The following is a 25,006-nucleotide window of genomic DNA, read 5'->3' as shown; positions in this document are numbered from 1 at the left end:
CGTGATGCGACAGGCTCGAGGGATGCCCTGGATACAACTCGTCATCTCGCTCGTCGCCGCCGTCGTCCTCACCTTCGTCGTCTCGGCCGTCGTCGGTGCGGTCGTCGGCGTGGTCGCGAAGCGCAAGGAATGGGCGCAGGCGTTCGTGAAGCGCATGCGTCGCCCGTTCCGCGCCACGCTGCTCGTCGTGCTGCTCGTCGTCGCCCTGACCACGTCGTTCGACTCGCTGCTGCCCGCCGACTACCCGGGTGAGGGCTGGGTCTCGCAGTCCTTCCGGTGCGCCATCATCGTCGTCGTGGCCTGGTTCGTGGGCGCCCTCGCGATCTTCTTCGAAGACCTCGGGCTGTCGCGCTACCGGGTCGACACCCCCGACAACCGGGTGGCCCGTCGCGTCCGGACGCAGGTGCTCATCCTGCGGCGGCTGACCGTGGCCCTGATCGTGATCCTCGCCGCGGGCACCGTGCTGCTCGGGTTCCCGGGCGTCGAGGCGGTGGGCGCGAGCGTCCTCGCGAGCGCGGGACTGGTCTCGGTCGTCGCGGGCCTCGCGGCGCAGTCGACGCTGGCCAACGTCTTCGCCGGCATCCAACTGGCCTTCAGTGACGCGATCCGCATCGACGACGTCGTCGTGGTCGAGGGGCAGTGGGGCCTGATCGAAGAGATCACGCTCTCGTACGTGGTCGTGCACGTCTGGGACGACCGCCGACTCGTGCTGCCGTCGACCTACTTCACGACCACGCCGTTCGAGAACTGGACGCGGCGCAACAGCGAGCTGCTCGGCGCGGTCGAGTTCGACCTGGACTGGCGCGTCGACCCGGGCGCCATGCGGAAGGAGCTCGACGTGATCCTCGCGGGCACCGACCTCTGGGACGGGCGCACCAAGGTGCTGCAGGTCACCGACGCCCAGGCCGGCTACGTCCGCGTCCGCGTGCTGGTCACGGCGAAGGACGCCCCGACCTTGTTCGACCTGCGCTGCCTCGTCCGCGAGGACCTCATCGCCTGGCTGCACGCGAAGAGCCCGCAGTCGATCCCGCGGACGCGCGTGCAGATGGTCGAGGCCGAACCGGTGCCGACCGGGCGGGCTCCCCGCTCGACGTCGGACGCCTCGGGTCTGTTCAGCGGCGACAACGCCGACTCCGAGCGCACCGCGCTCTTCACGGCGGCCATCCCGATCCACGACATCGCCGAGTACGAGGCCTCGCTCGGCGCCGAGGCGGAACACGACCCGCACGTCGCGGGCCGACCCGGCGGCCTGCCCGTCGGCCGTCCCGACGGTGACCCGGCCGGGCCGACGCCCGGCGTCGGCGAGCGTCGCTGAGGCGACCACACGGACGAGGAGGCGCGCCCCGCCAGAGCGGGACGCGCCTCCTCGGTGTCTCGGCGGACGTCAGTCGTCGTCGTTCGCGGCCTCGATGACGTTGCCCACGGCGATCGCGGTGGACGCCGCCCAGCTGATCGCCATGAGGGCGAGGCGCCAGTCACGCGGCCCGGCGCTCAGGCTCTTGAGGAGGCTGATGCCGGAGAAGATCGCGCTGATGATCGCGCCGTTGAAGAGGAATTTGCGCACGGTGGGGCTCCCAGGGGTCGTTTCGACCACGGTACCGCGTGACGTCGCACGAGTCCGGGTGGGGGTAGGTTGAGCTGCCCGGCGTCCCGTGCCGGTGCGTCCCGCGGTCGGAGGAGGATGCCGTGCGCACTGCCGTGCTCGGAGGAGTGTTCGTGGCGATCGGCCTTGTGGCCGTGCTCACCGGGGTCCTCACCGGCGACGAACTGCTCGCCCTCGTCGAGCGGGTCGCGCCCGTGCTGGGGTTCGTCGTCGGCCTGACGATCGTCGCCGAGCTGGCGGCGGAGGCCGGACTCTTCGCCTGGCTGGCGTCCGCCTCGGCCCGACTCGCCGGCGGCCGGGTGGTCGTGTTGTGGCTCCTGGTCGTGGCGCTCGCCGTGCTGTGCACGGTGTTCCTCTCGCTCGACACGACGGCCGTGTTGCTCACGCCGGTGGTCGTGATCGTCGCCCGGCACGCGGGCCTGCCGCCGATGCCGTTCGCCCTGACCACGGTGTGGCTCGCGAACTGCGCCTCGATGCTGCTGCCCGTCTCGAACCTCACCAACCTGCTCGCCCTGCACGAGCTCGGCTCGCCGGCCCCCGTGCAGTTCGCCGCCCTGGTCGCGCCGGCCGCCGTGGTGGGCGTCGTCGTCCCGGTCGTGGCGATCGGACTGCGCTACCGCCGTCAGCTGGTCGGCCGGTTCGAGGCGCCGTCGTCCGAGCCCGTGGCCGATCGCGTGCTCTTCGGTGTGGCCGCGGTCGCGACGGGACTGCTCGTGCCGGCTCTCGTCTCGGGCGTCGAGGTGTGGATCCCCGCAGCGGTCGCGGCGCTCGTGCTCGTCGTGGCCACGGCCGTACGGCGTCGGGGCGTCCTGCGGCTCGGTCTGGTGCCGTGGGGCACCCTGCTCTTCGCCGGCGGGCTCTTCCTCGTCGTCGAGGCCGCCCACTCGCTCGGCCTCGCCGATCTGCTCGGCGCCGTGGTGGGCACGGGTGACCAGCTGCCCGACCTGCTGCGGCTCGCGGGTGGCAGCGCCGTCGCCGCGAACGTCGCGAACAACCTGCCGGCCTACCTCGCCCTCGAGCCGGTGGCCGGATCACCGTTGCGGCTCGTCGCCGTGCTCGTCGGGGTGAACATCGGCTGCCTCGTCACGCCGTGGGCCTCGCTCGCGACGCTGCTCTGGCACTCCCGCTTGTCGTCGATGGGCGTCGAGGTCGCGTGGGGACGGTTCGTGCTCGCCGGGCTCGGGGTGGCGGCGGTGGCCGTGCCGCTCGCGGTCGTCGCGACGGTCCTGGTCGTCTGAGGGGGCCGGGCGCTCACACCCGACGCGGGTGCGGTCGCGAGGTGACGACGCGCGAAGGCGAGCGTCCGCCTCAGCTGGCCGAGCCGCGCCTCCTCGTCCCCGGCGGTGTGCACCTCGGCGGCGACGACGCCGGACCAGCCCGACCGGGCCAGGTGGGTGAGCACCTCGGCGACCGGCTGCGTCCCGCGACCCGGGACGAGGTGCTGGTCGTGCAGCCCTCCCGGCCGGGACGACACGACGCCGTCGGTCAGGTGGACGTGGCGCAACCGGGGCCCGAGCGCCAGGGCGAGGTCGAGGGCGTCGCGACCGGCGACGGCGGCGTGCGAGAAGTCGAGGGTGGCCGCGTCGACGTCGCTCGCCACGGGGTCGGGCCCGGGGCGGTAGGCGTCGAACCCCACCGGCCCGAACCGGAGGGGGAACATGTTCTCGACCGCCAGGGTGACGCCCGTCGCCGCGGCGATCTCGCGGACGACGTCGACGAAGCGGGCCGCGAACGACCTCTGCCAGACGAACGGCGGGTGGACGACGACGGTCGAGGCGCCCAGCTCGCGGGCCAGCTCGGCCGACCGGCGGAGCTTGTCGACCTGGTCCCGGCCGAAGGCGAAGTGGGCGACGGGCAGCACGGGGGCGTGCACCGAGAGCACGGGCAGGCCCCAGCGCGCGGTCGTCGCACGGAGGAGGTCGGCGCGCCGGGTCGTCCGGTCGGCCGTCACCATCACCTCGACCCCGTCGAAGCCGGTGAGCCGAGCGAGCCGGAAGGCCTCGTCGGTCGACAGCGGGAAGACGCAGGACGTGCTCATTCCGACCGTGATCACGCGGCCAGGCTACGACCGGTACGGCAGGGCGGCGTCGACCCCGCGGTGAACAGTGCGGGAACGGCGGACTACAGCCAGTCGCGGCGCTTGAACTGCCACCAGAGCAGGCCGCCGATCGCCACGATCAGCACGCACGACGTGACGAAGCCGGCGGGGGACTGGAACCCCGGGTACGGCACGTTCTGCCCGTAGAACCCCGTGATCGCCGTGGGGACGGCGATGATGGCCGCCCAGCTCGTCACCTTCTTCATGATGAGGTTCATGCGGTTGGACTGCAGGTTGAGGTTCGTGTCGAGGATGGTCGAGACGAGGTCGCGCAGCGAGTCGTTCTGCTCGGCCACACGCAGGACGTGGTCGTAGACGTCCTGGAAGTACGGCTGCATGTCGGAGTCGACCTCCTTCAGGTCGCGGCGCAGCAGGGTGTTCAGCACCTCGCGCATCGGCGACGCCACCCGCCGCAGCTGGACGAGGCTCTTGCGCAGGGCGAACGAGCGCTTCTGCACGTCGATGGTGCGGGGAGCCGGGTCGAAGAGGTCGTCGGCGATGCCCTCGATCTCGTCGTCGAGCGCGTCCGTGGCGTCGAAGTGCCGGTCCACGACGCAGTCGAGCAGCCCCCAGAGGAAGTACGAGACGCCGTGCGACGCCAGGTCGCGGTTCTGGTCGAAGGTCGCCTGCAGCCGGGCGACGTCGAACTCGGGATGGTGGATCGTCACGAGGGCGCGCTCGGTGATGAACGCCTTCACCTCGCTCGTGTCGAGCACGCCGCTGGCACGGTCGAAGCGCACGTCGTAGAGGGCCGTGAACAGATGGTTGTCGTAGCGGTCGATCTTGGGCCGCTGCCCGTCCTGCAGGGCGTCCTCGACGGCGAGCTCGTGCAGGCCGAGCTCGTCCTCGAGCGCGGCGAGGTCGGCGGCGGTCGGGTCGGTGAGATCGATCCACACGTGGCAGCCGTCGGTCTCGAGGTGGTCGCTCACCTCGTGCAGCGGGAAGTCGTGGGCGATCAGCTCGCCCCCGCGGTAGGCGCGCGTGACGATGGTCGTGTCGGACTCGTGGCCCTCGTCGGCGGTGTCGTGGGGCCCCTCGGTGCGCGGGGGACGGGTGTCGGTCATGAGGCGCATGCTATTCCCGTGACCTCGTACACGAAGCAGCGTGCCGACGCCCCCGCAGGGTTCTTCGAGGCCGAGGCGGCCGGGCTCGCCTGGCTCGCCGAGGCCACGCCCCGAGGAGGCGCGCGCACCGTGGGCGTGCAGTCCGCGTCCCCGGGGCGCATCGACCTCGATCCCGTGCACGAGGTCCGCCCCACGGCCGATGCCGCCCGGGCCTTCGGTGAGGCGCTCGCGGTGACCCACGCGAGCGGCGCGGACGCGTTCGGCGCGCCTCCTCGGGGATGGACGGGCCCGTGCTTCATCGGCAGCCGGTCGATGCCCGTGCGACCGAAGGCGACCTGGGGCGTCTTCTACGCCGAGCAGCGGGTCCTGCCGTACGCCCGCGTCGCCGTCGAGGCGGGCAACCTCGACCGGGCGGGCCTCGAGGTCGTCGAGCGTGCGTGCAGCGTCGTCGCCGACGGCGCCTTCGACGACGAGGTTCCGCCGGCTCGCCTCCACGGCGACCTGTGGGCCGGCAACGTGCTCTTCGACGGCGGCGGAGTCGTGCTCATCGACCCGGCCGCCCACGGCGGGCACCCCGAGACCGACCTGGCGATGCTGGCGTTGTTCGGCTGCCCGCACCTCGAGGACGTGCTGTCCGGTTACGAAGCTCGCTCGCCGCTGGGGGAGGGGTGGCAGGGACGCGTGCCCCTGCACCAGCTGCATCCGCTGGCCGTGCACGCCGCCGGTCACGGGCCGAGCTACGGCGTGGCGTTGGTCAGGGCGGCTCAGGCGACCCTGCGCCTCGCCTGACCCGGTCGCGGCGGGGTGCCGCCGGTCGACCGGGAGCGCGGGGGACACCGCTGATAATCTGGCCGTCCCGCGCTCGTGCGGGCGATCCGACAGGAGCTGACCCACCCCCATGCCTGACACCCCCGAACGTTACGGCTTCGTCGTCGTCTCCAACCGCCTGCCCGTCGACCGGGTCGTCGCCGACGACGGGTCGGCGTCGTGGCAGCACTCGCCCGGCGGTCTCGTCACGGCCCTCGAGCCCGTCATGAAGGCCAACGACGGTGCGTGGGTGGGCTGGGCGGGGCAACCCGACCTCGAATTCGAGCCCTTCGAGGCGGACGGGATCGAGATCGTGCCCGTTCCGCTCAGCGCCGACGAGGTGCAGCGATATTACGAGGGCTTCAGCAACGACACGCTGTGGCCGCTCTACCACGACGTCATCGCGGCCCCGACCTACCACCGGGTCTGGTGGGAGTCCTACGTGCAGGTCAACCAGCGCTTCGCCGACCGGGCCGCCGAGATCACCGAAGAGGGCGGCACCATCTGGGTGCAGGACTACCAGCTGCAGCTCGTGCCGAAGATGCTGCGCGAGGCCCGACCCGACGTCACCATCGGGTTCTTCGCCCACATCCCGTTCCCGCCGCTCGGCATCTTCTCGCAGCTGCCCTGGCGGCAGCAGATCGTCGAGGGTCTGCTCGGTGCCGACGTCATCGGCTTCCAGCGGGCCGACGACGCGTCGAACTTCTCGCGCGCCGTCCGCCACCTGCTCGGCTACTCGACGACGCGCCCCTACATCGAGGTCCCGGTCGACGACGAGTCCGCGCCGGTGTCGCGCCGCGGCACGAAGGTGCGCCGCGTGCTGGCGAAGCACTTCCCGATCTCGATCGACGCCGCCAGCTACGAAGAGCTCGCCGCCCGACCCGACGTCCAGGCCAGGGCCCGCGAGATCCGCGAGGGCCTCGGCAACCCCAAGACGATCATGCTCGGCGTCGACCGGCTCGACTACACCAAGGGCATCCGGCACCGCATGAAGGCGTTCGGCGAGCTGCTCGCCGACGGTCGGCTCAGCGTCGAGGACGCCACGCTCGTGCAGGTCGCGAGCCCGAGCCGCGAGCGGGTCGAGACGTACAAGCAGCTGCGCGACGAGATCGAGCTGACCGTCGGCCGTGTGAACGGCGACTACGGCACCATGAGCCACACGGCCATCAGCTACCACCACCACGGCTACCCCCGCGAAGAGATGGTGGCGCTGTACCTCGCCGCCGACATCATGCTGGTCACGGCCCTGCGCGACGGCATGAACCTGGTCGCGAAAGAGTACGTGGCGGTGCGTCGCGACAACGACGGCGTGCTCGTGCTCAGCGAGTTCGCCGGTGCGGCCGACGAGCTCAAGAGCGCCCTGCTGATCAACCCGCACGACATCGGCGGCCTCAAGAACACGATCATGCGCGCCATCGAGATGCCCAAGCGGGACCGCACCACGCGCATGCGGGCCCTCCGCCGTCGCGTGCTCGAGAACGACGTGGCCAAGTGGTCCGCGTCCTTCCTCCAGGCCCTCGAGAACGTGCGACCGGGGCAGCAGATCACGCCGGCCCCGGCCTCGGGTGCGAAGGGCGGCGACGCCTCGTGACCGGTTCCGACTCCCGGGCGCTCAGCGACGCGCTCGGTCGTCTCGCCACGACCCCGCGCCTCCTCGTGGCCCTCGACTTCGACGGCACCCTGGCCCCCGAGGTCGACGCGCCCCTGCAGGCCCGGGCGCTGCCGGCGGCCCTGGACGCGATCACGCGTCTCTCGGCCCTCGACCAGACCACGGTGGCCCTGGTGTCCGGACGCGACCTCGCGTCGTTGGTCGAGGTCAGCCAGACCCCCGACGAGGTGCTGCTGGTCGGCTCGCACGGCATCGAGGTGCGGGTCGACGGCCACGAGACCTCGCTGACCGACGACGAGCAGGCTGCCCGCGCGCGCCTGTCCGACGCCGTCCACGGTGCGGCCGAGGGGCGTGAGGGCGTCTTCGTGGAAGAGAAGCCCGCAGGCCTCGCCCTGCACACACGGCTCGCGGACGTCGCGACGACCGAGGCCGTCCACACGGCGGCCCGCGAGGCCGTCGGCGCCCTCGGCGGCATGCACGAGCGGGTCGGCAAGAACGTCCTCGAGTTCGCCGTCCGGGCGACCGGCAAGAACGACGGCATCGACCGACTCCGTGAGGCCGTCGAGGCCACGGGCGTCCTCTACGCGGGGGACGACGTGACGGACGAGGACGGCTTCCGGGCGCTCGGCGAGGGCGACCTGTCGATCAAGGTCGGCCCGGGCGAGACCGGGGCGATGCACCGTGTCGCCGATCCCGCCGCGATGGCCGACCTGCTCGTCGAACTGGCCGGTCTGCGCGAGCACCTGGGGCATGCCTGACACCGCATGACTTGCACGGGTGTGATGCCCGGGTCTGAGCATTCCCAGCCGACTGCAAGGTAGTCTGGACCCCCCGCCGCGACTCCCCGCCGCCGCTCAGCCGAGCCGGTTCGACGAGGTCGCCAGCCGACGGAGGTCCCCGTGATCGTAGTCCTGACAACGTTCGCCGTGGCGGCCGTCGTCGTGGCCTGCGTCGGCGGGCGTCTCGGCCGCTCGCTCTTCCTCTGGGCGTCCGTCGTGCCCTTCGCCGCCTTCGTCGTCACGGCGTTCCAGGGGCCCGCGGTGCTGTCGGGCGAGGTGCCCACCGAGGCCGTTCCGTGGATTCCCCAGCTCGCCATCTCGCTCACGTTGCGCATGGACGTGCTCGCCTGGGTGCTCGCGCTCGTCGTGACCGGCGTCGGCGGCCTCGTGCTCGTCTACTGTGCCCGGTACTTCGAGCGCGACGAGGCCGGCCGCGCCCGGTTCGCCGCCGTGCTCGTCGCCTTCGCCGGGGCCATGTACGGTCTCGTGACGAGCGACGACGTCTTCGTCCTGTTCGTCTTCTGGGAGGCCACGAGCGTCTTCTCGTACCTGCTGATCGGGCACTACACGGCGAAGCAGGCCAGCCGTGGGGCCGCCTTGCAGGCCCTCATCGTCACGACCGCCGGTGGGCTCGCGATGCTCGTCGGCCTCGTGATCCTCGCCGTCCAGGGCGGCACGAGCTCGTTGTCGCAGCTCGTCGAGCAGCCACCCACCGGCACGGTCGTCACGGTGGCCGTCGTGCTCGTGCTCGTCGGAGCCCTCTCGAAGTCGGCCCTCGTGCCGTTCCACTTCTGGCTCCCGGCCGCGATGGCCGCACCGACGCCGGTCAGCGCCTACCTGCACGCCGCCGCGATGGTCAAGGCGGGCATCTACCTCGTCGCCCGGCTCGCCCCCGGCTACCACGACCAGCCCGGCTGGCGGGAGATCATCGTGACCGTCGGGGTCGTCACGATGATCCTGGGCGGGTACCGCGCCCTCCGCCAGCACGACCTGAAGCTCGTCCTGGCCTACGGCACGGTGAGCCAGCTCGGCTTCCTGACGATCGTGGTCGGTTTCGGCACCCGAGACGCCGCACTCGCCGGGCTCGCCCTGCTGGTCGCGCACGCCCTGTTCAAGTCGACGCTCTTCCTGGTGGTCGGCGTCGTCGACCACCGGACCGGCACACGTGACCTCCGCAAGCTCTGCGGGCTGGGTCGCCAGGCGCCCGTCCTCCTCGTGGTCACGATCCTCGCCCTCGCCTCCATGGCCGGCGTGCCGCCGACCTTCGGCTTCGTCGCGAAAGAGGCCGTGCTCACGGCGCTCTACGACGACGCCGTGACCGGGTCGGCCTGGGGCGTGATCGCCCTGGTCGGCGTCGTCGTCGGTTCGATCCTGACCACCGCGTACAGCCTGCGCTTCCTCTGGGGGGCGTTCGGCCGCAAGAAGGGCGTCGAGCCGGTCGACTTCGTCCGCGAGCACGTGGACTTCCTCGCGTCACCGATCGTCCTCGCCGTCGCCGGCGTGGTGCTGGGTCTGGTCTCGTACCAGGTCGGCCCGGTGTTCGCGCGCTACGCCGACACGCTCCCCGCCGCACCGGGCGAGCACGAGCCGTACTACCTGGCGCTGTGGCACGGACTCGAACCCGCGCTCGGCTTCACCGCGATCTCGCTCGCCGTCGGCGGCCTGCTCTTCTGGCAGCGCGACCGGGTGTCGCAGGTGCAGAAGGCCGTCTCGTTCCTGCCCCGCGCCTCCGACGGGTACGTGCGCATCATGGCGACCATCGACCGCACCGCGTCCCGGACGACCGCGACGACGCAGCGCGGCTCGCTGCCGTTCTACCTCGCCACCATCCTCATCGTCTTCATCGCCTCGTCGGCGGTGACGCTGGCGCTCAACAGCGATTGGCCGACCACCGCCGTGCTCTGGGACTACCCGGCCCAGCTCGCCATCGGCGCGTTGATGATCATCGGCGCCATCGCGTCGGCGCTGTCGAACAAGAGGTTCCAGGCCGTCGTCCTCGTCGGCGTGACCGGCTACGGCATGGCCGCGCTCTTCGCCCTGCACGGGGCTCCCGACCTGGCCCTGACACAAGCCCTCATCGAGACCATCACCCTCATCGCGTTCGTCCTCGTGCTGCGTCGGCTGCCGGCCCGCCTGGGCGAGCGCAACGGGCGCACCCACCGGGCGGCCCGAGCCGTCATCGGCATCTCGGTCGGATCCGTCATGGCCGCCATCGCCGTCGTCGCCCTCGGGGCGCGATCGATCCCCACCATCTCCGGCGCCTTCCCCGATCTCGCCGTCGACGGTGGTCACGGCCGCAACGTCGTGAACGTGACGCTCGTGGACATCCGCGGGTGGGACACCATGGGCGAGATCGCCGTCCTCATCGTCGCCGCCACGGGCGTGGCGAGCCTCGTCTTCCTGACCTCCCGCGCCGACGTCCTGCCCCGGCCCGAGCGGCGCACGCGGGCGCAGCGCTTCCTGGCCCGGGTCCGACCCGTGCGCGAGCCGGCCCCGGTCGTGCCCGTCGGCGGGGCGACGGCGCAGATCGGCGACAGCACCGAAGGCGACCGGCGGGCCTGGCTGCTGGCCGGGCGCAAACTCGCTCCGCAGAACCGGTCGATCCTGCTCGAGGTCGTGGTCCGGCTGATCTTCCACGCCATCATCGTCGTCTCGATCTACCTGCTCTTCGCCGGTCACAACCTGCCCGGCGGTGGTTTCGCCGGCGGTCTGGTCGCGGGCTTCGCCTTCGTGGCGCGGTACCTCGCCGGCGGGCGGTACGAACTCGGCGCGGCCGCGCCCCTCGACGCAGGCAAGCTCCTGGGTGCCGGTCTCCTGACGGTCGCCGCGACGGCACTCGTCCCGCTCTTCTTCGGCGTCGACGCCCTCACGTCGACCTGGTTCGAGGCCGAGGTGCCGCTGCTCGGCCACGTCGAGTTCGTCACGTCGACGTTCTTCGACGTCGGTGTCTACCTCGTCGTCGTCGGACTCGTCCTCGACGTGCTCCGCAGCCTCGGAGCCGAGGTCGACCGGCAAGAAGAAGAGGACGCGTTCGGCCACCCGAGCGAGGTGTCCGAGCCCGAAGAGGAGCAGCTCCCCGTGTCCGTCGCCGGTACGCCCCCGACCGAGCGGGGGCGCGCATGAGCGTCTCCCTCGTCCTGATCGTCGTCATGGCCGCGCTGTACGCCTGCGGCGTCTACCTGTTGCTCGAGCGCAGCATGACCCGGGTGCTGCTGGGCTTCCTGCTCGTCGGCAACGCCACGAACATCCTCATCCTGCTCATGTCCGGCCGACGCGGTGCGGCCCCGGTGGTCGACGGCCAGGCCGATCCGGCCGACTTCGCCGACCCGCTGCCGCAGGCCTTCGTGCTGACGGCCATCGTCATCACCTTCGGCATCTCGGCCTTCATGCTCGCGCTGATCTACCGGTCGTGGCGGCTCGCCCAGGGCGACACCCTCGCGGACGACGCCGAAGACCTCGAGATCGGACGTCGAGGGGTGCCGGCCGAAGAAGAGTCCGAGCAGGGCGACGGTGACGACGAGGCCGGTGGCGACAGCGAGTTCGGCAGCCGGGCCGAGGCGGCCGTCCCGGCCGACGACCGGCGGGCGGGCGACGGCCGGCTGCCCCACGACGACCGGCCGCACCACGACGAGAAAGGGCAGCGAGCATGACCACCAGCTACCTCGTCCCGCTCGTCGTCCTGATCCCGCTGCTCGGTGCCGCGGCGGCACTGATCGCCGGTCGGCGGCCCCGGTTGCAGGCCGTCGTCTCGATCGTCGCCCTGGCCCTCGTCGTCGTCATCAGCCTCGTGCTGCTCGTCGTCGTGGACACGCAGGGAGCCATCGCCGTACAGGTGGGCGGTTGGCAGGCGCCGTTCGGCATCACGCTCGTCGTCGACCGTCTCGCCGCGCTCATGCTCAGCATCTCGTCCATCGTCCTGCTGGCGGTCTTCGTGTTCTCGGTCGGGCAGGGCCAAGCGGACGGTGACGGCGAGGCGCCGGTCTCGATCTACAACCCGACCTACCTCATCCTCGCCACGGGCGTGTTCAACGCCTTCATCGCGGGTGACCTCTTCAACCTCTACGTGGGCTTCGAGATCCTCCTGGTGGCCAGCTACGTGCTGATCACCCTCGGCGGCACCGAGCAGCGCATCCGGGCCGGCGTGGTCTACATCGTCGTCAGCCTGGTGTCGTCCGTGCTGTTCCTCGCCTCCATCGCGATGATCTACGGCGCGCTCGGCACGGTCAACATCGCCGACATCGCCCAGAAGATGGACACCATCCCGCCCGACGTGCAGACGATCATCCACGTCATGCTGCTGACGGCGTTCGGCATCAAGGCCGCGATCTTCCCGCTGTCGTTCTGGCTGCCCGACTCGTATCCGACCGCTCCCGCCCCCGTGACCGCCGTGTTCGCCGGGTTGCTGACCAAGGTCGGCGTGTACGCCATCATCCGCACCGAGACGGTGTTGTTCGTCGAGAGCAACGTCAACGTCTACCTGTTGATCATCGCGTTGCTGACGATGATCGTGGGCATCCTCGGAGCGGTGGCCCAGGCCGACATCAAGCGACTGCTCTCGTTCACCCTGGTCAGCCACATCGGCTACATGATCTTCGGCATCGCCCTCGGCACCGTCGAGGGTCTCGCGGCGACGATCTACTACGTCGTGCACCACATCACGGTGCAGACCACGCTCTTCCTGGGGGCGGGGTTGATCGAACGACGAGGCGGCACGGCGTCGATCACCCGTCTGGGCGGTCTGCTCAAGGCGGCGCCGATCGTGGCCGTCCTCTTCTTCATCCCGGCCCTCAACCTGGGTGGCATCCCGCCGTTCTCGGGCTTCATCGGCAAGGTCGCGCTCTTCGAGGCCGGCGCCCGGCTCGACGATCCGCTCGTGTACGTGCTCATCGGCGCCGGGGCGCTCACGTCGCTGCTCACGCTCTACGCCCTGATGCGTGCCTGGAACCTCGCGTTCTGGCGACCCAAGGCCGACGTCGACGACCACGAGTCGCCGTTCACCGAACACCTCGAGGAGGCCCCGGGTCGGGTGGCCGTCCAACAGCGTCGCACCAACCCGCGCACCATGGTGGGCGCGACCGCCGGCATGGTGCTCGTCTCGCTCGCCCTCACCTTCGCCGCCGGCCCGCTCTACGGCGTCGCCGAGCGCGCGGCCGGTCGGGTCTACGGATCGAACGACTACGTGCAGACGGTCTTCCCCGACGGGCAGGGCGAGACGACGTCCGACCCCTCGTCGCCCGAGCCCGAACCCGCCTCCGACTCCGCCGACGAGGGGAGCACACCGTGACCGGTCGTCCCACCCGTGGCGAGGTCGGCCGCAGCCTCGCCCGGCAGCTGCCCCTGCTCGTCGGACTGGTCGTCCTCTGGATGGCCCTGTGGAACCAGTTCACCGTCCTGGCCTTCGTCACCGGCGTCGCGGTGGCGCTGCTCGTGACCCGGGTGTTCTTCCTGCCGCCGGTCGAATTGAGCGGCCGGTTCAATTTCTGGTACGCCGTGGTCTTCCTGGCGCACTTCGTGGTCGACCTGGTGCGCGCCTCCGTCATCGTCGCCTGGCAGGCCGTACGTCCGCGCGGGGTGACCTCGAACGCCATCGTCGCCGTCCAGCTGCACACGAGGTCGGACTTCATCATGACCCTGGTCGCCGAGGCGATCTCGCTCGTGCCCGGGTCGCTCGTGGTCGAGGCCGACCGCGAGAGGTCGATCCTCTACCTGCACGCCCTCGCCGTCGAGGACCTCGCCGGGGTCGAGGACGTCCGCGACGGCGTCCTCGTCGTGGAGGCCCGCCTCGTCCGGGTGCTCGGCAGCGACGACGACCGACGTCGCATCGCCGACGGCACGCCTGCCGCCGCCGAGGTCCACGACCCGGTGAGCCCGTCCTCGTCCCACGAAGGAGGTCCCTCGTGACCGTCGTCGCCTACGTCGTCGGTGCGCTGTTCGCGTTCGCCGGACTCGCGTCGGTCATCCGCATCGTGCGGGGGCCGTCGATCCTCGACCGCATGATCGCGTCCGACATGCTGCTGACCACGCTGATCTGCGTGCTCGCCGCCGACATGGTCTTCAACGGCCACACCCGGACGATCCCGGTCATCCTCGCCCTCGCGCTGACGGCCGTCCTCGGCTCGATCACGGTGGCGCGTTACGTCTCGAAGCAGGACCCGTCGTGATCCCCGAGACGGTCTACGAGGTCGCTGCCTCGATCATGCTGATCGGCGGCGCGCTGCTGTCCGTCGCGGCGGGCATCGGCCTTCTGAGGTTCCCCGACGCCCTCTCGCGCATGCACGCCGCGACCAAACCGCAGATCTTCGGCCTCATCCTCGTGCTCGCGGCGATCGCGCTCGACCAGCACACGGTGGGCACGATCGCGTCCCTGGTCGTCGTCCTCGTCTTCCAGATGCTCACCGCCCCCATCTCGGCCCACATGATCGGGCGGGCGGGGTATCGCAACGGCGACCTGCTGCGGGACCAGCTGGTCGTCGACGAACTCGACGACGCCGTGGCCCGGGCGGCGGGCGAGATCGCCGAGACCACCGAGGGCGACGTGGCCGATCTCGACGTGTCCGACCTGCCCGTCGGGTCGGCCGACGCCCTGGCCGTCGAGATGGACAGGGTGGGCGACTCGTCCGGGCTGGACGACAGCGAGGGCGACGACGAGGCCCGCGACCACGAGGGCCGGCGCACGCGGTCACGGGATGCCGCGGCGGGGGAGCCGGGCGAGCTCTGAGGCCTCCGGCCACGGTGGACGGCGCGGGCCCGGCCACGGCCTAAACTCGACCCATGCCAGAGAAGCCCACCCCGGACGGGATCGACATCAAACCCCGCAGCCGCGTCGTCACCGACGGCGTCGAGGCCACCACGTCGCGAGGCATGCTCCGTGCCGTCGGCATGGGCGACGAGGACTGGAGCAAGCCCCAGATCGGCATCGCCAGCAGCTGGAACGAGATCACCCCCTGCAACCTGTCGCTCGACCGACTGGCCCAGGGCGCCAAAGAGGGCGTCCACGCCGGCGGCGGCTACCCGCTCCAGTTCGGCACCGTCTCGGTGTCCGACGGCATCTCGATGGGCCACGAGGGCATGCACTTCTCGCTCGTCTCGCGCGAGGTGATCGCCGACAGCGTCGAGGTCGTCATGAACGCCGAGCGACTCGACGGGTCGGTGCTGCTCGCCGGCTGCGACAAGTCGCTGCCCGGCATGCTGATGGCCGCGGCCCGGCTCGACCTCGCCAGCGTCTTCCTCTACGCCGGCAGCGTCGCCCCCGGTTGGGTCAAGCTGAGCGACGGCACCGAGAAGAACGTCACGATCATCGACTCGTTCGAGGCGGTCGGCGCCCACAAGGCCGGCAACATGAGCGACGAAGACCTCAAGGCGATCGAGTGCGCCATCGTCCCGGGCGAGGGCGCCTGCGGCGGCATGTACACCGCCAACACCATGGCCAGCGTCGCCGAGGCCCTCGGCATGAGCCTTCCCGGTTCGGCATCCCCGCCGTCGGCCGACCGCCGCCGCGACTACTTCGCGCACCGCTCGGGCGAGGCCGTCGTCGAGTTGCTCCGTCAGGGCATCACGACGCGCGACATCCTCACGAAGAAGGCGTTCGAGAACGCCATCGCCGTGGCCATGGCCTTCGGTGGCTCGACCAACGTCGTGTTGCACCTGCTCGCCATCGCGTACGAGGCCGAGGTCGACCTCACCATCGACGACTTCAACCGCATCGGCGACAAGGTGCCGCACATCGGCGACCTCAAGCCCTTCGGCAAGTACGTCATGAACGACGTCGACCGCATGGGCGGTGTACCCGTCGTCATGAAGGCCCTGCTCGACGCGGGCCTGCTGCACGGCGACTGCCTGACCGTCACGGGCAAGACCGTGGCCGAGAACCTCGAGTCGATCAAGCCGAAGCCGCTCGACGGCGAGGTGCTCCGCACGCTCGACGACCCGATCCACGCGACCGGCGGCCTCACGGTCCTCAGCGGCTCGATGGCACCCGAGGGCGCCGTCGTCAAGACGGCCGGCTTCGACGCCTCCGTGTTCGAGGGCCCGGCGAAGGTCTTCGAACGCGAGCGTGGCGCGATGGACGCCCTCACCGAGGGGCGCATCGAGGCCGGCGACGTGGTCGTGATCCGCTACGAGGGCCCGAAGGGCGGCCCGGGCATGCGCGAGATGCTCGCCATCACGGCAGCCATCAAGGGCGCTGGGCTCGGCAAAGATGTACTACTCTTGACGGACGGACGATTCTCAGGCGGCACAACCGGCCTGTGCATCGGCCACATAGCACCCGAAGCGGTCGACTCCGGTCCGATCGCCTTCGTGCGCGATGGTGACTTGATTCGGGTCGACATCGCCGCTCGCTCGATCGACCTACTCGTCGACGCCGCAGAGCTGGACGCCCGCCGAGACGGCTGGGCACCGCTTCCCCCGCGCTACACACGCGGTGTCCTCGCGAAGTACGCACGCCAGGTCCGTTCCGCGGCCGAGGGCGCCGTCACCTACTGACGTCTCCCGCCCCCGGGCCGAGCCGACGCGTCGTCTCACCCCCGTGCACGGCCGCGTCCCGTACCGTCACCATCGATCACCGACCACGAACAGGGAACCGGCACTGATGCCTGCAGAGTCCACCCCCACGCCCGGCACCGCGACACGGACGGCCCGGCCGAGCGCCGGCGCGTCCGTCGGGTCGCCCCCCGCGCCTCCCGTGCTGACCGGGTCGGGTGCCATCCTCAAATCGCTCGAGCACCTCGGCGTGACCGACGTCTTCGGGTTGCCCGGCGGCGCCATCATCCCGTTCTACGACGAGTTGATGGCCTCCACGGCGATCCGGCACATCCTGGTCCGCCACGAGCAGGGCGCCGGCCACGCCGCCGAGGGCTACGCGGCCGCGTCGGGCCGCGTCGGCGTCGCGATCGCGACGTCCGGCCCCGGTGCGACGAACCTCGTCACGGCCATCGCCGACGCCTACATGGACAGCATGCCGCTGCTGGCCATCACCGGGCAGGTCTTCTCGACCCTTATGGGCACCGATGCCTTCCAGGAGGCGGACATCGTCGGCATCACGATGCCGATCACGAAGCACTCGTTCCTGGTGACGAAGCCCGAGGACATCCCGGCGACGCTCGCCGCGGCGTACCAGATCGCGAGCACGGGTCGTCCCGGCCCGGTGCTCGTCGACATCACGAAGGACGCGCAGCAGAACAGCGCCCCCTTCATCTGGCCACCCGTCGTCGACCTGCCGGGCTACCGGCCGGTCACGAGGGCACACGGCAAGCAGATCACCGCCGCGGCCCAGATGATCGCGGACGCGAAGAAGCCCGTCTTCTACGTCGGGGGCGGTGTGATCCGCGCCGGTGCGTCGGCCGAACTGAAGGCCCTCGTCGAGCTCACCGGGGCTCCCGTCGTCACGACCCTGATGGCCCGCGGTGCGTTCCCCGACACCCACCCGCAGCACCTCGGGATGCCCGGCATGCACGGCACGGTCCCGGCCGTGCTCGGCCTGCAAGAGAGCGACCTCATCATCGCCCTCGGCGCTCGGTTCGACGACCGGGTCACCGGCAAAGCCGAATTGTTCGCGCCCGATGCGAAGGTCGTCCACGTCGACATCGACCCGGCCGAGATCTCGAAGATCCGCATCGCCGACGTCCCGATCGTGGGTGACGCGAAGATCGTCATCCCCGACCTCACGAACGCGTTCGCCGAGGTCACGGGCGGCGTGAAGCCCGACATCGCCGCCTGGTGGGAGCACCTCGACGGGCTGCGCGAGCAGTTCCCCCTCGGCTACACCCAGCCCGACGACGGCCTGCTGTCCCCGCAGGCGATCATCCAGCGCATCGGACAGCTCTCCGGCCCCGAGGCGATCTACGCCTCCGGCGTCGGCCAGCACCAGATGTGGGCGGCCCAGTTCATCCAGTACGAGCGGCCGCACGCCTGGCTCAACTCGGGAGGCGCGGGCACGATGGGCTACTCGGTACCGGCCGCCATGGGGGCCAAGGTCGCCCAGCCCGACCGCGTGGTGTGGGCGATCGACGGCGACGGCTGCTTCCAGATGACCAACCAAGAGCTGGCGACCTGCGTCATCAACGACATCCCGATCAAGGTCGCGATCATCAACAACTCGTCGCTCGGCATGGTGCGGCAGTGGCAGACGCTCTTCTACGAGGGGCGCCACTCGTTCACCGACCTCAACACCGGTCACGAGACGCGCATGGTGCCGGACTTCGTCAAGCTCGCCGACGCCTACGGTGCGCTCGGCATCCGGGTCCGCACCGAGGACGAGGTCGACGCGGCCATCGAGCTCGCCCTCGCGACCAACGACCGACCGGTCGTCATCGACTTCGTGGTCAGCCGCGACGCGATGGTCTGGCCGATGGTGCCGCAAGGGGTCTCGAACTCCGAGATCCAGCACGCCCGTGCCCTCGCTCCCGAGTGGGACGACGAGGCGCCCGGCACGAGCGCCTCCGACACCACCCGTGACGGCGACATGACCGGAGAACACGCATGAGCCACGTCCTGTCCCTGCTCGTCGAAGACAAGCCCGGTCTGCTGACCCGCGTCGCCGGGCTCTTCGCCCGGCGCGGGTTCAACATCGAGAGCCTCGCCGTCGGCAAGAGCGAGGTCGAGGGCCTGAGCCGCATCACGGTCGTCGTCGACGTCGAAGAACTGCCGCTCGAGCAGGTCACCAAGCAGCTGAACAAGCTGATCAACGTGATCAAGATCGTCGAGCTCGACTACTCGCAGTCCGTGCAGCGCGAGCACCTGCTGATCAAGGTGCGCGTCGACAACACGACCCGCTCACAGGTGCTCGAGGCCGTCACCCTCTTCCGCGCCTCGGTCGTCGACGTGTCGACCGACGCCCTCGTCATCGAGGTCACGGGCGACACCGGCAAGACGACCGCGTTGCTCCGGGTGCTCGAGCCCTACGGCATCAAGGAGATCTCGCAGTCGGGCCTGCTGGCCATCGGCCGCGGCGCGAAGTCGATCACCGACCGCGTCTTCAAGAACTGACCCCGCGAGGGGCCGCGCACCGCGCCTCCTCGCCCCGACACCCCACCGTCACCACCCAAGGAGAACCCACACCGTGACTGAAATCGTCTACGACAACGACGCCGACCTGTCGATCATCCAGGGCAAGAAGGTCGCCGTCATCGGCTACGGCTCGCAGGGCCACGCCCACGCGCTGAACCTCCGCGACTCCGGCGTCGAGGTCGTCGTCGGGCTGAAGGAGGGCTCGAAGAGCCGTGCCAAGGCCGAGGAGGCCGGCTTCACCGTGCAGACACCGGCCGAGGCCTCGGCCTGGGGCGACGTCATCGTGATCCTCGCCCCCGACCAGGTGCAGCGCCACGTGTACGCCGACGACATCGCCCCCAACCTCGCCGACGGCAAGGCCCTCGTCTTCGGGCACGGCTTCAACATCCGCTTCGGCTACATCGAGGCGCCCGAGGGCGTCGACGTGGTCCTCGTCGCCCCCAAGGGTCCCGGCCACACCGTCCGTCGCGAGTTCGAGGCCGGCCGTGGCGTTCCCGTCATCGTCGCCGTCGAGAAGGACGCCTCGGGTTCGGCCTGGGACCTCGCGTGGTCGTACTCCAAGGGCATCGGCGGCCTGCGTGCCGGCGGCATCAAGACGACCTTCACCGAAGAGACCGAGACCGACCTCTTCGGCGAGCAGGCCGTGCTCTGCGGTGGCACCTCGCAGCTGATCCAGTACGGTTTCGAGACCCTGACCGAGGCCGGTTACCAGCCGCAGATCGCCTACTTCGAGGTGCTCCACGAGCTGAAGCTGATCGTCGACCTGATCTGGGAGGGCGGCCTGGCCAAGCAGCGCTGGAGCGTCTCCGACACCGCCGAGTACGGCGACTACGTCTCGGGCCCCCGCGTCATCACCCCCGACGTCAAGGACAACATGAAGGCCGTCCTCGCCGACATCCAGTCGGGTGCCTTCGCGAAGCGCTTCATCGACGACCAGGACGCCGGCGCCCCCGAGTTCCAGCAGCTGCGCAAGAAGGGCGAGGAGCACCCGATCGAGGCCACCGGCCAAGAGCTGCGTGCCCTGTTCGCCTGGAAGCAGCAGGACTCCGACTACGTCGACGGCAGCGCTGCGCGCTGACGTCGACGCAGCCGGGGCGACGCAGGCCATCTCGGTCGGCTTCGCCGACGGGCGACGGCAGCGCCGCCCGCTGACGTCGACGCAGCCGGGGCGACGCAGGCCATCTCGGTCGGCTTCGCCGACGGGCGACGGCAGTGCCGCCCGCTGACCCGAGGCGACACCGGAACCACCCGAGAGGGCCCCGCACCACCCGGTGCGGGGCCCTCTCGCCGTCCGTCGGCCAGGTGACCTCGTGGCATGATCTAAGGCATGGCTCAGAGCAAGAAAGCAGTGCACTTCGGCGCCGGCAACATCGGCCGCGGCTTCGTCGCCCAGTTCCTCCACGCGAGCGGCTACGAGGTCGTCTTCGCCGACGTGAACGACGACCTGATCGGGGCGCTGCGATCGCAGTCGTCGTTCGAGGTCCACGAGGTCGGCGAAGAAAGCCGGACGACGGTCGTCGACGGCTACCGAGCGATCAACAGCCGCACCGACGAGGCGGCCCTCGTCGCCGAGATCGCGACCGCCGACGTCGTGACCACCGCGGTCGGCGCCCGCATCCTGCCGTTCGTCGCCCCGGTCATCGCCAAGGGCCTGGCCCAGCGGTCGGCCGACCTGGCCCCGCTCTCCGTCATCGCCTGCGAGAACGCCATCAACGCGACCGACTCGCTCGCGGCCGCCGTTCGTGAGCACGACCCTGCCGAGAACGCCGTCTTCGCGAACTGCGCCATCGACCGCATCGTGCCCGAGCAGGCCGGCGGCACGCTCGACGTCACCATCGAGTCGTTCTTCGAGTGGGTCGTCGAGAGCACGCCGTTCGGCGAGCACCGCCCCGACATCGAGGGCGTCACGTGGGTCGCCGACCTCGAGCCCTTCATCGAGCGCAAGCTCTTCACGGTCAACACCGCCCACGCCGCGGCCGCCTACCACGGGTTCCGCAAGGGGCTCGCGAGCATCCGCGAGGCCCTCGACGACGCCGAGGTCATGGCCGAGGTCCGCGGCGTCCTCGCCGAGACCAAGGGTCTGCTCGTGGCCAAGCACGAGCTCGACGCCGACGAGCAGCAGGCCTACATCGAGAAGAACCTCGTCCGCATCGCCAACCCGCACCTCCCCGACACCACCGAACGCGTCGGACGCAACCCGCTCCGCAAGCTCAGCCGGCACGAGCGGTTCGTCGGACCCGCGGCCCAGGCTGCCGAGCGCGGGCTGCCCTACGACGCCCTCGTGCGCGCCGTGCGTGCCGCCCTCGACTTCTCGGTGCCCGACGACGTCGAGAGCGTCGAGCTGCAGTCGCTGCTGAGCTCGGGCCTCGGGGCCGACGAGCTCACCCGCACGCTGACGGGCGTCCAGGACGACCACCCGTTGTTCCCCGTGTTGCTCGCGGCGGTCTCGTCCAAGCTCACCGCATGACGCCAGCCGAGCCGCAGGTGCCGGTCGGCGGCGACGCCGACGATGCCCTGACCTGGGGTGACGAGGCCGACAGCAGTCACGTCGAGGGGCCCACGCCCACGGGTCGCCCTCGTCGGGGCAGACGGTCCGACGCCACCGGCGCCGACGTCGACGACGAGTCGGGCGAGCCGGACTCGGGCGACGAGGACGACGAGGACGACGTCGACGACGGCCCGGCCGTGATGAGCTCGGCGTCGCTGGTCGTGCACGGCGTGCTCGGCGGCGTCTTCCTCCTCTGGGCCGCGGGTTGGATCGTCGCCGTGGGCGACTTCACGAACCCGTTCACCGACGCGATCTCGTCGCTCATGTGGAACCTCGGCGAGCTGTTCGCCGTGGTGGCCCCGATCGCGTGGTTCGTGGCGGTCATCGTGCTCGTCCCCGTCGATCGCACCGGCCGCCGTCTCGCCTGGATGGCCCTCGGAGCGCTCCTCGTCGCCCCCTGGCCCCTCGTGATCGGAGGCTCCGCATGAGCGACCACGAGCACGACGCCGTCTCGGTGACGGCCGGCGACGCGAGCGAACCGGGCCGCGCCTCCTTCTTCTTCTACCTCGCGGTCGCGATCGTCTTCGCCGTCTTCTTCGCCTTCGACCTGTTCGAGGCGATCTCGAACCTCGTGCTCGTACCGCAGGTCTTCACGCAGAACAACGACTTCTACCGTGAGAACGGCCTGGACGGCCTCGTGGTGTCGCCGCCCTGGGTGCCTCTGATCGTCGGGGTCGTCGTGCCGCCGCTGGCGTTCGTCGCCGCGATCGTGGTGGGCCGCCGTCGTGAACTGTGGAAGTTCACGCTGGCGCTGTTCGCGGCCCTGGGTCTCGTGGCGGCCGTGTCGCTGACCCTGACGGCGTACGTCACGACCGTCTGAGCGAGCCGAGGAGGCGCGGGTCGGGTCGTCGACGCCGTCCACCGGGGACGGCGTCATCCGGACGTAACGATCCGCGCGAGTCGATAGAGTCGTCAGCAGCCGCGCCCACGGCGCGTCGCGGCCCCTCACCGACCACCACCCAGAGAAGGACGTCCGCCCCGTGGCCAAGCCCGTCGTGTTGATCGCAGAAGAACTCTCACCCGCCACCGTCGACGCCCTCGGGCCCGACTTCGACGTGCGGTCGGTGGACGGCACCGACCGCCCCGCGCTGCTGGCAGCCCTGGCCGACGCCGACGCCATCCTCGTGCGGTCGGCGACGCAGGTCGACGCCGAGGCCATCGCCGCCGCCCCGTCGCTCAAGGTCGTCGCGCGCGCCGGCGTCGGGCTCGACAACGTCGACATCAAGGCGGCCACCACGGCCGGCGTCATGGTCGTCAACGCCCCGACGTCGAACATCATCTCGGCCGCCGAGCTGACGGTTGGGCACATCCTCAGTCTTGCCCGGCACATCCCGGCGGCGCACTCCGCCCTGGCGCAGGGGCAGTGGAAGCGGTCGAAGTACACCGGCGTCGAGTTGTACGAGAAGACGGTCGGCATCGTCGGCCTCGGCCGCATCGGCGCCCTGATCACGGCGCGGCTGCAGGCCTTCGGTGTGAACGTCGTGGCCTACGACCCCTACGTCACGCCGGCCCGCGCGCAGCAGCTCGGGGTCACGCTGCTGTCGCTCGACGAGCTGCTCGCCACGAGCGACTTCGTGACGATCCACATGCCCAAGACCCCCGAGACCACGGGCATGATCGGCCTCGAGCAGATGAAGGCCATGAAGAAGTCGGCGTTCGTCGTCAACGTCGCCCGCGGTGGCCTCATCGACGAGGACGGGCTGTACGAGGCTCTCACGACCGGTGAGATCGCCGGCGCCGGGCTCGACGTGTTCGTGAAAGAGCCCCCGGTCGACCAGAAGCTGCTCGGTCTCGAGAACGTCGTGGTCACCCCCCACCTCGGTGCCTCGACGGACGAGGCACAAGAGAAGGCCGGCGTCTCGGTCGCCCGTTCGGTGCGGCTCGCACTCGGCGGCGAGCTGGTGCCCGACGCGGTCAACGTCGCCGGCGGCGTCATCGACCCCTACGTGCGTCCCGGCATCCCCCTGGTCGAGAAGATCGGCCAGGTGTTCTCGGGCCTCGCCGACAGCCCGTTGACGAGCGTCGACGTCGAGGTTCGAGGCGACCTGGTCGAGTACGACGTCAGCGTGCTCAAGCTGGCGGCCCTGAAGGGCATCTTCACGAACATCGTCAGCGAGTCGGTCAGCTACGTGAACGCACCGGTGCTGGCCGAGCAGCGCGGCATCACCGTGCGTCTGCTCACCGATCCGACCAGCGACGAGTACCGCAACGTCATCACCCTGCGCGGCTCGTTGAGCGACGGTTCGCAGATCTCGGTCTCGGGCACCCTCACCGGGACGAAGCAGGTCGAGAAGATCGTCGAGATCAACGGTTACGACGTCGAGGTCCCCATCGCGGCCCACCACCTCGTCATGGTCTACACGGACCGCCCCGGCATCGTCGCGGTCTACGGTCGCGAGTTCGGCGACGCCGGCATCAACATCGCCGGCATGCAGATCGCCCGGCAGAGCGCCGGCGGGCAGGCCCTCAGCGTCCTCACCATCGACAGCCCCGCGCCCGACGAACTCGTCGAGAAGGTGCGTGTCGCCATCGACGCGAAGACGCTGCGCGAGATCGACGTCACGCTGTAGTCACGGCGCCCGACGACGAACCGCCCCTCATCCGGTCAGGCCGGAGAGGGGCGGTTCGTCGTCGGGGGACTGCCCGGTGTCGGCGGGCTTACAGGTCGAGCGACTCGTGCGCCTCGAGCTTCACGGCGTCACCGCCGACCGACTGTGCGGAGGCCTTCATGCGGTCGAAGTGCATGGCGAGTCCGGGCGCGGAGAGAGTCTGCTCGTGGGTCGGGAAGGCCAGTCGGGGCTTGACCGCCGCGACGTAGTCGATCACCTCGGCCACCTTGAGCCACGGCGCCCCGACGGGGGTCGCGAGGACGTCGACCGGCACCGGTGGGACCGTGAACTGGTCGCCCGGGTAGAACAGCGAGCCGTCTACGAGCACGCCGACGTTGTCGATGACCGGGATGCTCTCGTGTATGACCGCGTGGCGCGAGCCGTGGAACGCGAGTGTGAAGGGGCCGACCTCGACGGTGTCGCCGTCGGCGACGACGTGCACGTCGAAGCCCTCGGCGGCCGTGGCCACGCCCGCCGGGCCGTAGACGGTCGCGTCGGGGTTCGTGGCGAGCAGGTGGGTCAGCTGGTCGGGGGTCCAGTGGTCGGCGTGCTCGTGGGTGACCACGACGGCGTCGACGTCGTGCAGGTCGATCAGGGGGGCCGTGAACGACCCGGGGTCGACGACGAGCTTGCGCCCGTCCTTCTCGAGGATCAGGCAGGCGTGTTCGAGCTTCGTGAGGCGCATGAGAGCGACTGTACGCGCGTCGGGTGGGTCGATCTCGACGCGCCGGTGTCTCGATTTGTGACGGACTCGCGGGGTGTGGCATACTCGACGAGTTGCAAATACGGCCCCATCGTATAGCGGCCTAGTACGTCGCCCTCTCACGGCGGTAACACGGGTTCGAATCCCGTTGGGGTCACCACAAGCACCGACAAGAAACC

The 25,006-nt window shown here is 70.5% G+C and carries 22 protein-coding genes, 1 tRNA gene and 1 pseudogene; 20 read left to right on the top strand and 4 right to left on the bottom strand.

Translation table 11 applies throughout. The annotated features are described in order from the left end of the window. Window positions 1-22: 22 nt before the first annotated feature. Window positions 23-1,315: a mechanosensitive ion channel family protein gene (locus AC1MBW_RS01415; RefSeq protein WP_480025217.1), complete on the top strand. Its 1,293-nt coding sequence runs from the start codon at window positions 23-25 to the stop codon at window positions 1,313-1,315. A 69-nt stretch (window positions 1,316-1,384) separates the two neighbouring features. Here AC1MBW_RS01415 and AC1MBW_RS01410 read toward each other — a convergent pair whose 3' ends face one another. Beyond that, window positions 1,385-1,564, bottom strand: coding sequence for a hypothetical protein (locus tag AC1MBW_RS01410; RefSeq protein ID WP_043593989.1), 180 nt, complete (start codon window positions 1,562-1,564; stop codon window positions 1,385-1,387). 122 nt (window positions 1,565-1,686) lie between these two features. Here AC1MBW_RS01410 and AC1MBW_RS01405 point away from each other — a divergent pair, with 122 nt between their 5' ends. Further along, on the top strand, window positions 1,687-2,841 hold the full coding sequence (locus tag AC1MBW_RS01405) for an SLC13 family permease (protein WP_480025216.1): 1,155 nt from the start codon (window positions 1,687-1,689) through the stop codon (window positions 2,839-2,841). A 74-nt stretch (window positions 2,842-2,915) separates the two neighbouring features. Here the strand turns inward: AC1MBW_RS01405 and AC1MBW_RS01400 are convergent. Further along, window positions 2,916-3,641: pseudogene (locus AC1MBW_RS01400) on the bottom strand (sugar phosphate isomerase/epimerase family protein); the annotation flags it as partial. A gap of 83 nt (window positions 3,642-3,724) precedes the next feature. Further along, window positions 3,725-4,765 carry a magnesium transporter CorA family protein gene (locus AC1MBW_RS01395; RefSeq protein WP_480025215.1) on the bottom strand — a complete coding sequence of 347 codons (1,041 nt, stop codon included), beginning with the start codon at window positions 4,763-4,765 and terminating at the stop codon, window positions 3,725-3,727. 18 nt (window positions 4,766-4,783) lie between these two features. On the opposite strand from AC1MBW_RS01395, the gene AC1MBW_RS01390 reads away from it, so the two are divergent. The 17 genes from AC1MBW_RS01390 (at window position 4,784) to serA (ending at window position 24,085) form a co-directional block, all read left to right on the top strand. Next, entirely contained in the window at window positions 4,784-5,554 is a 771-nt protein-coding gene (locus tag AC1MBW_RS01390; protein ID WP_480025214.1) for a fructosamine kinase family protein, read from the top strand. A 109-nt stretch (window positions 5,555-5,663) separates the two neighbouring features. Then, on the top strand, window positions 5,664-7,163 hold the full coding sequence (gene otsA, locus AC1MBW_RS01385; RefSeq protein ID WP_480025213.1) for an alpha,alpha-trehalose-phosphate synthase (UDP-forming): 1,500 nt from the start codon (window positions 5,664-5,666) through the stop codon (window positions 7,161-7,163). After that, on the top strand, window positions 7,160-7,939 hold the full coding sequence (otsB, locus tag AC1MBW_RS01380) for a trehalose-phosphatase (RefSeq protein WP_480025212.1): 780 nt from the start codon (window positions 7,160-7,162) through the stop codon (window positions 7,937-7,939). The genes otsA and otsB overlap by 4 nt, the downstream gene beginning before the upstream one ends. A 141-nt stretch (window positions 7,940-8,080) precedes the next feature. Further along, complete coding sequence (locus tag AC1MBW_RS01375) at window positions 8,081-11,083, top strand: Na+/H+ antiporter subunit A (RefSeq protein ID WP_480025211.1); 3,003 nt, start codon at window positions 8,081-8,083, stop codon at window positions 11,081-11,083. Further along, entirely contained in the window at window positions 11,080-11,610 is a 531-nt protein-coding gene (locus AC1MBW_RS01370; RefSeq protein ID WP_480025210.1) for a Na(+)/H(+) antiporter subunit C, read from the top strand. Before AC1MBW_RS01375 ends, AC1MBW_RS01370 begins: the two co-directional genes overlap by 4 nt. Next, window positions 11,607-13,244, top strand: a complete 1,638-nt coding sequence (locus tag AC1MBW_RS01365; RefSeq protein ID WP_480025209.1) for a Na+/H+ antiporter subunit D — start codon at window positions 11,607-11,609, stop codon at window positions 13,242-13,244. Before AC1MBW_RS01370 ends, AC1MBW_RS01365 begins: the two co-directional genes overlap by 4 nt. Then, the gene (locus tag AC1MBW_RS01360; RefSeq protein ID WP_480025208.1) at window positions 13,241-13,861 is read left to right on the top strand and encodes a Na+/H+ antiporter subunit E; all 621 of its coding nucleotides are present in this window, start codon (window positions 13,241-13,243) and stop codon (window positions 13,859-13,861) included. The genes AC1MBW_RS01365 and AC1MBW_RS01360 overlap by 4 nt, the downstream gene beginning before the upstream one ends. After that, window positions 13,858-14,121, top strand: a complete 264-nt coding sequence (locus tag AC1MBW_RS01355) for an MrpF/PhaF family protein (RefSeq protein WP_054145652.1) — start codon at window positions 13,858-13,860, stop codon at window positions 14,119-14,121. Before AC1MBW_RS01360 ends, AC1MBW_RS01355 begins: the two co-directional genes overlap by 4 nt. After that, the gene (gene mnhG, locus AC1MBW_RS01350) at window positions 14,118-14,678 is read left to right on the top strand and encodes a monovalent cation/H(+) antiporter subunit G (protein WP_480025207.1); all 561 of its coding nucleotides are present in this window, start codon (window positions 14,118-14,120) and stop codon (window positions 14,676-14,678) included. The genes AC1MBW_RS01355 and mnhG overlap by 4 nt, the downstream gene beginning before the upstream one ends. 53 nt (window positions 14,679-14,731) lie before the next feature. After that, complete coding sequence (gene ilvD, locus AC1MBW_RS01345) at window positions 14,732-16,444, top strand: dihydroxy-acid dehydratase (RefSeq protein ID WP_480025206.1); 1,713 nt, start codon at window positions 14,732-14,734, stop codon at window positions 16,442-16,444. Window positions 16,445-16,550: 106 nt separating this feature from the next. Further along, on the top strand, window positions 16,551-18,443 hold the full coding sequence (locus AC1MBW_RS01340) for an acetolactate synthase large subunit (RefSeq protein ID WP_480025205.1): 1,893 nt from the start codon (window positions 16,551-16,553) through the stop codon (window positions 18,441-18,443). Next, window positions 18,440-18,946: an acetolactate synthase small subunit gene (gene ilvN, locus AC1MBW_RS01335; protein WP_043593980.1), complete on the top strand. Its 507-nt coding sequence runs from the start codon at window positions 18,440-18,442 to the stop codon at window positions 18,944-18,946. Before AC1MBW_RS01340 ends, ilvN begins: the two co-directional genes overlap by 4 nt. A gap of 73 nt (window positions 18,947-19,019) precedes the next feature. Next, window positions 19,020-20,045, top strand: a complete 1,026-nt coding sequence (gene ilvC / locus AC1MBW_RS01330; RefSeq protein ID WP_054145650.1) for a ketol-acid reductoisomerase — start codon at window positions 19,020-19,022, stop codon at window positions 20,043-20,045. Between the two features lie 249 nt (window positions 20,046-20,294). After that, window positions 20,295-21,434 carry a mannitol-1-phosphate 5-dehydrogenase gene (locus tag AC1MBW_RS01325; RefSeq protein ID WP_480025204.1) on the top strand — a complete coding sequence of 380 codons (1,140 nt, stop codon included), beginning with the start codon at window positions 20,295-20,297 and terminating at the stop codon, window positions 21,432-21,434. Continuing rightward, window positions 21,431-21,943, top strand: a complete 513-nt coding sequence (locus AC1MBW_RS01320; RefSeq protein WP_054145648.1) for a hypothetical protein — start codon at window positions 21,431-21,433, stop codon at window positions 21,941-21,943. The genes AC1MBW_RS01325 and AC1MBW_RS01320 overlap by 4 nt, the downstream gene beginning before the upstream one ends. Then, on the top strand, window positions 21,940-22,335 hold the full coding sequence (locus AC1MBW_RS01315) for a hypothetical protein (RefSeq protein WP_054145647.1): 396 nt from the start codon (window positions 21,940-21,942) through the stop codon (window positions 22,333-22,335). The genes AC1MBW_RS01320 and AC1MBW_RS01315 overlap by 4 nt, the downstream gene beginning before the upstream one ends. 160 nt (window positions 22,336-22,495) lie before the next feature. After that, window positions 22,496-24,085: a phosphoglycerate dehydrogenase gene (gene serA, locus AC1MBW_RS01310; protein ID WP_054145646.1), complete on the top strand. Its 1,590-nt coding sequence runs from the start codon at window positions 22,496-22,498 to the stop codon at window positions 24,083-24,085. Between the two features lie 88 nt (window positions 24,086-24,173). Here serA and AC1MBW_RS01305 read toward each other — a convergent pair whose 3' ends face one another. After that, on the bottom strand, window positions 24,174-24,809 hold the full coding sequence (locus AC1MBW_RS01305) for an MBL fold metallo-hydrolase (RefSeq protein ID WP_071254264.1): 636 nt from the start codon (window positions 24,807-24,809) through the stop codon (window positions 24,174-24,176). Window positions 24,810-24,911: 102 nt separating this feature from the next. On the opposite strand from AC1MBW_RS01305, the gene AC1MBW_RS01300 reads away from it, so the two are divergent. Beyond that, a tRNA-Glu gene (locus tag AC1MBW_RS01300) sits at window positions 24,912-24,987 on the top strand. Window positions 24,988-25,006 lie beyond the last annotated feature (19 nt).

The sequence above is a fragment of the Frigoribacterium sp. AP1 genome (genome assembly GCF_056680555.1).
Note: the sequence above shows the minus strand (reverse complement) of the source record. Positions and strands in the feature narration are given on the sequence as shown.

Bases quoted from the DNA above. Each gene is read 5' to 3' on its own strand.
- AC1MBW_RS01415 (WP_480025217.1), top strand. From the start codon at position 23: ATGCCCTGGATACAACTCGTCATCTCGCTCGTCGCCGCCGTCGTCCTC.
- AC1MBW_RS01395 (WP_480025215.1), bottom strand. From the start codon at position 4,765: ATGACCGACACCCGTCCCCCGCGCACCGAGGGGCCCCACGACACCGCC.
- otsA (WP_480025213.1), top strand. From the start codon at position 5,664: ATGCCTGACACCCCCGAACGTTACGGCTTCGTCGTCGTCTCCAACCGC.
- AC1MBW_RS01370 (WP_480025210.1), top strand. From the start codon at position 11,080: ATGAGCGTCTCCCTCGTCCTGATCGTCGTCATGGCCGCGCTGTACGCC.
- AC1MBW_RS01365 (WP_480025209.1), top strand. From the start codon at position 11,607: ATGACCACCAGCTACCTCGTCCCGCTCGTCGTCCTGATCCCGCTGCTC.
- ilvD (WP_480025206.1), top strand. From the start codon at position 14,732: ATGCCAGAGAAGCCCACCCCGGACGGGATCGACATCAAACCCCGCAGC.
- AC1MBW_RS01340 (WP_480025205.1), top strand. From the start codon at position 16,551: ATGCCTGCAGAGTCCACCCCCACGCCCGGCACCGCGACACGGACGGCC.
- ilvN (WP_043593980.1), top strand. From the start codon at position 18,440: ATGAGCCACGTCCTGTCCCTGCTCGTCGAAGACAAGCCCGGTCTGCTG.
- AC1MBW_RS01325 (WP_480025204.1), top strand. From the start codon at position 20,295: ATGGCTCAGAGCAAGAAAGCAGTGCACTTCGGCGCCGGCAACATCGGC.
- AC1MBW_RS01320 (WP_054145648.1), top strand. From the start codon at position 21,431: ATGACGCCAGCCGAGCCGCAGGTGCCGGTCGGCGGCGACGCCGACGAT.
- AC1MBW_RS01315 (WP_054145647.1), top strand. From the start codon at position 21,940: ATGAGCGACCACGAGCACGACGCCGTCTCGGTGACGGCCGGCGACGCG.
- AC1MBW_RS01305 (WP_071254264.1), bottom strand. From the start codon at position 24,809: ATGCGCCTCACGAAGCTCGAACACGCCTGCCTGATCCTCGAGAAGGAC.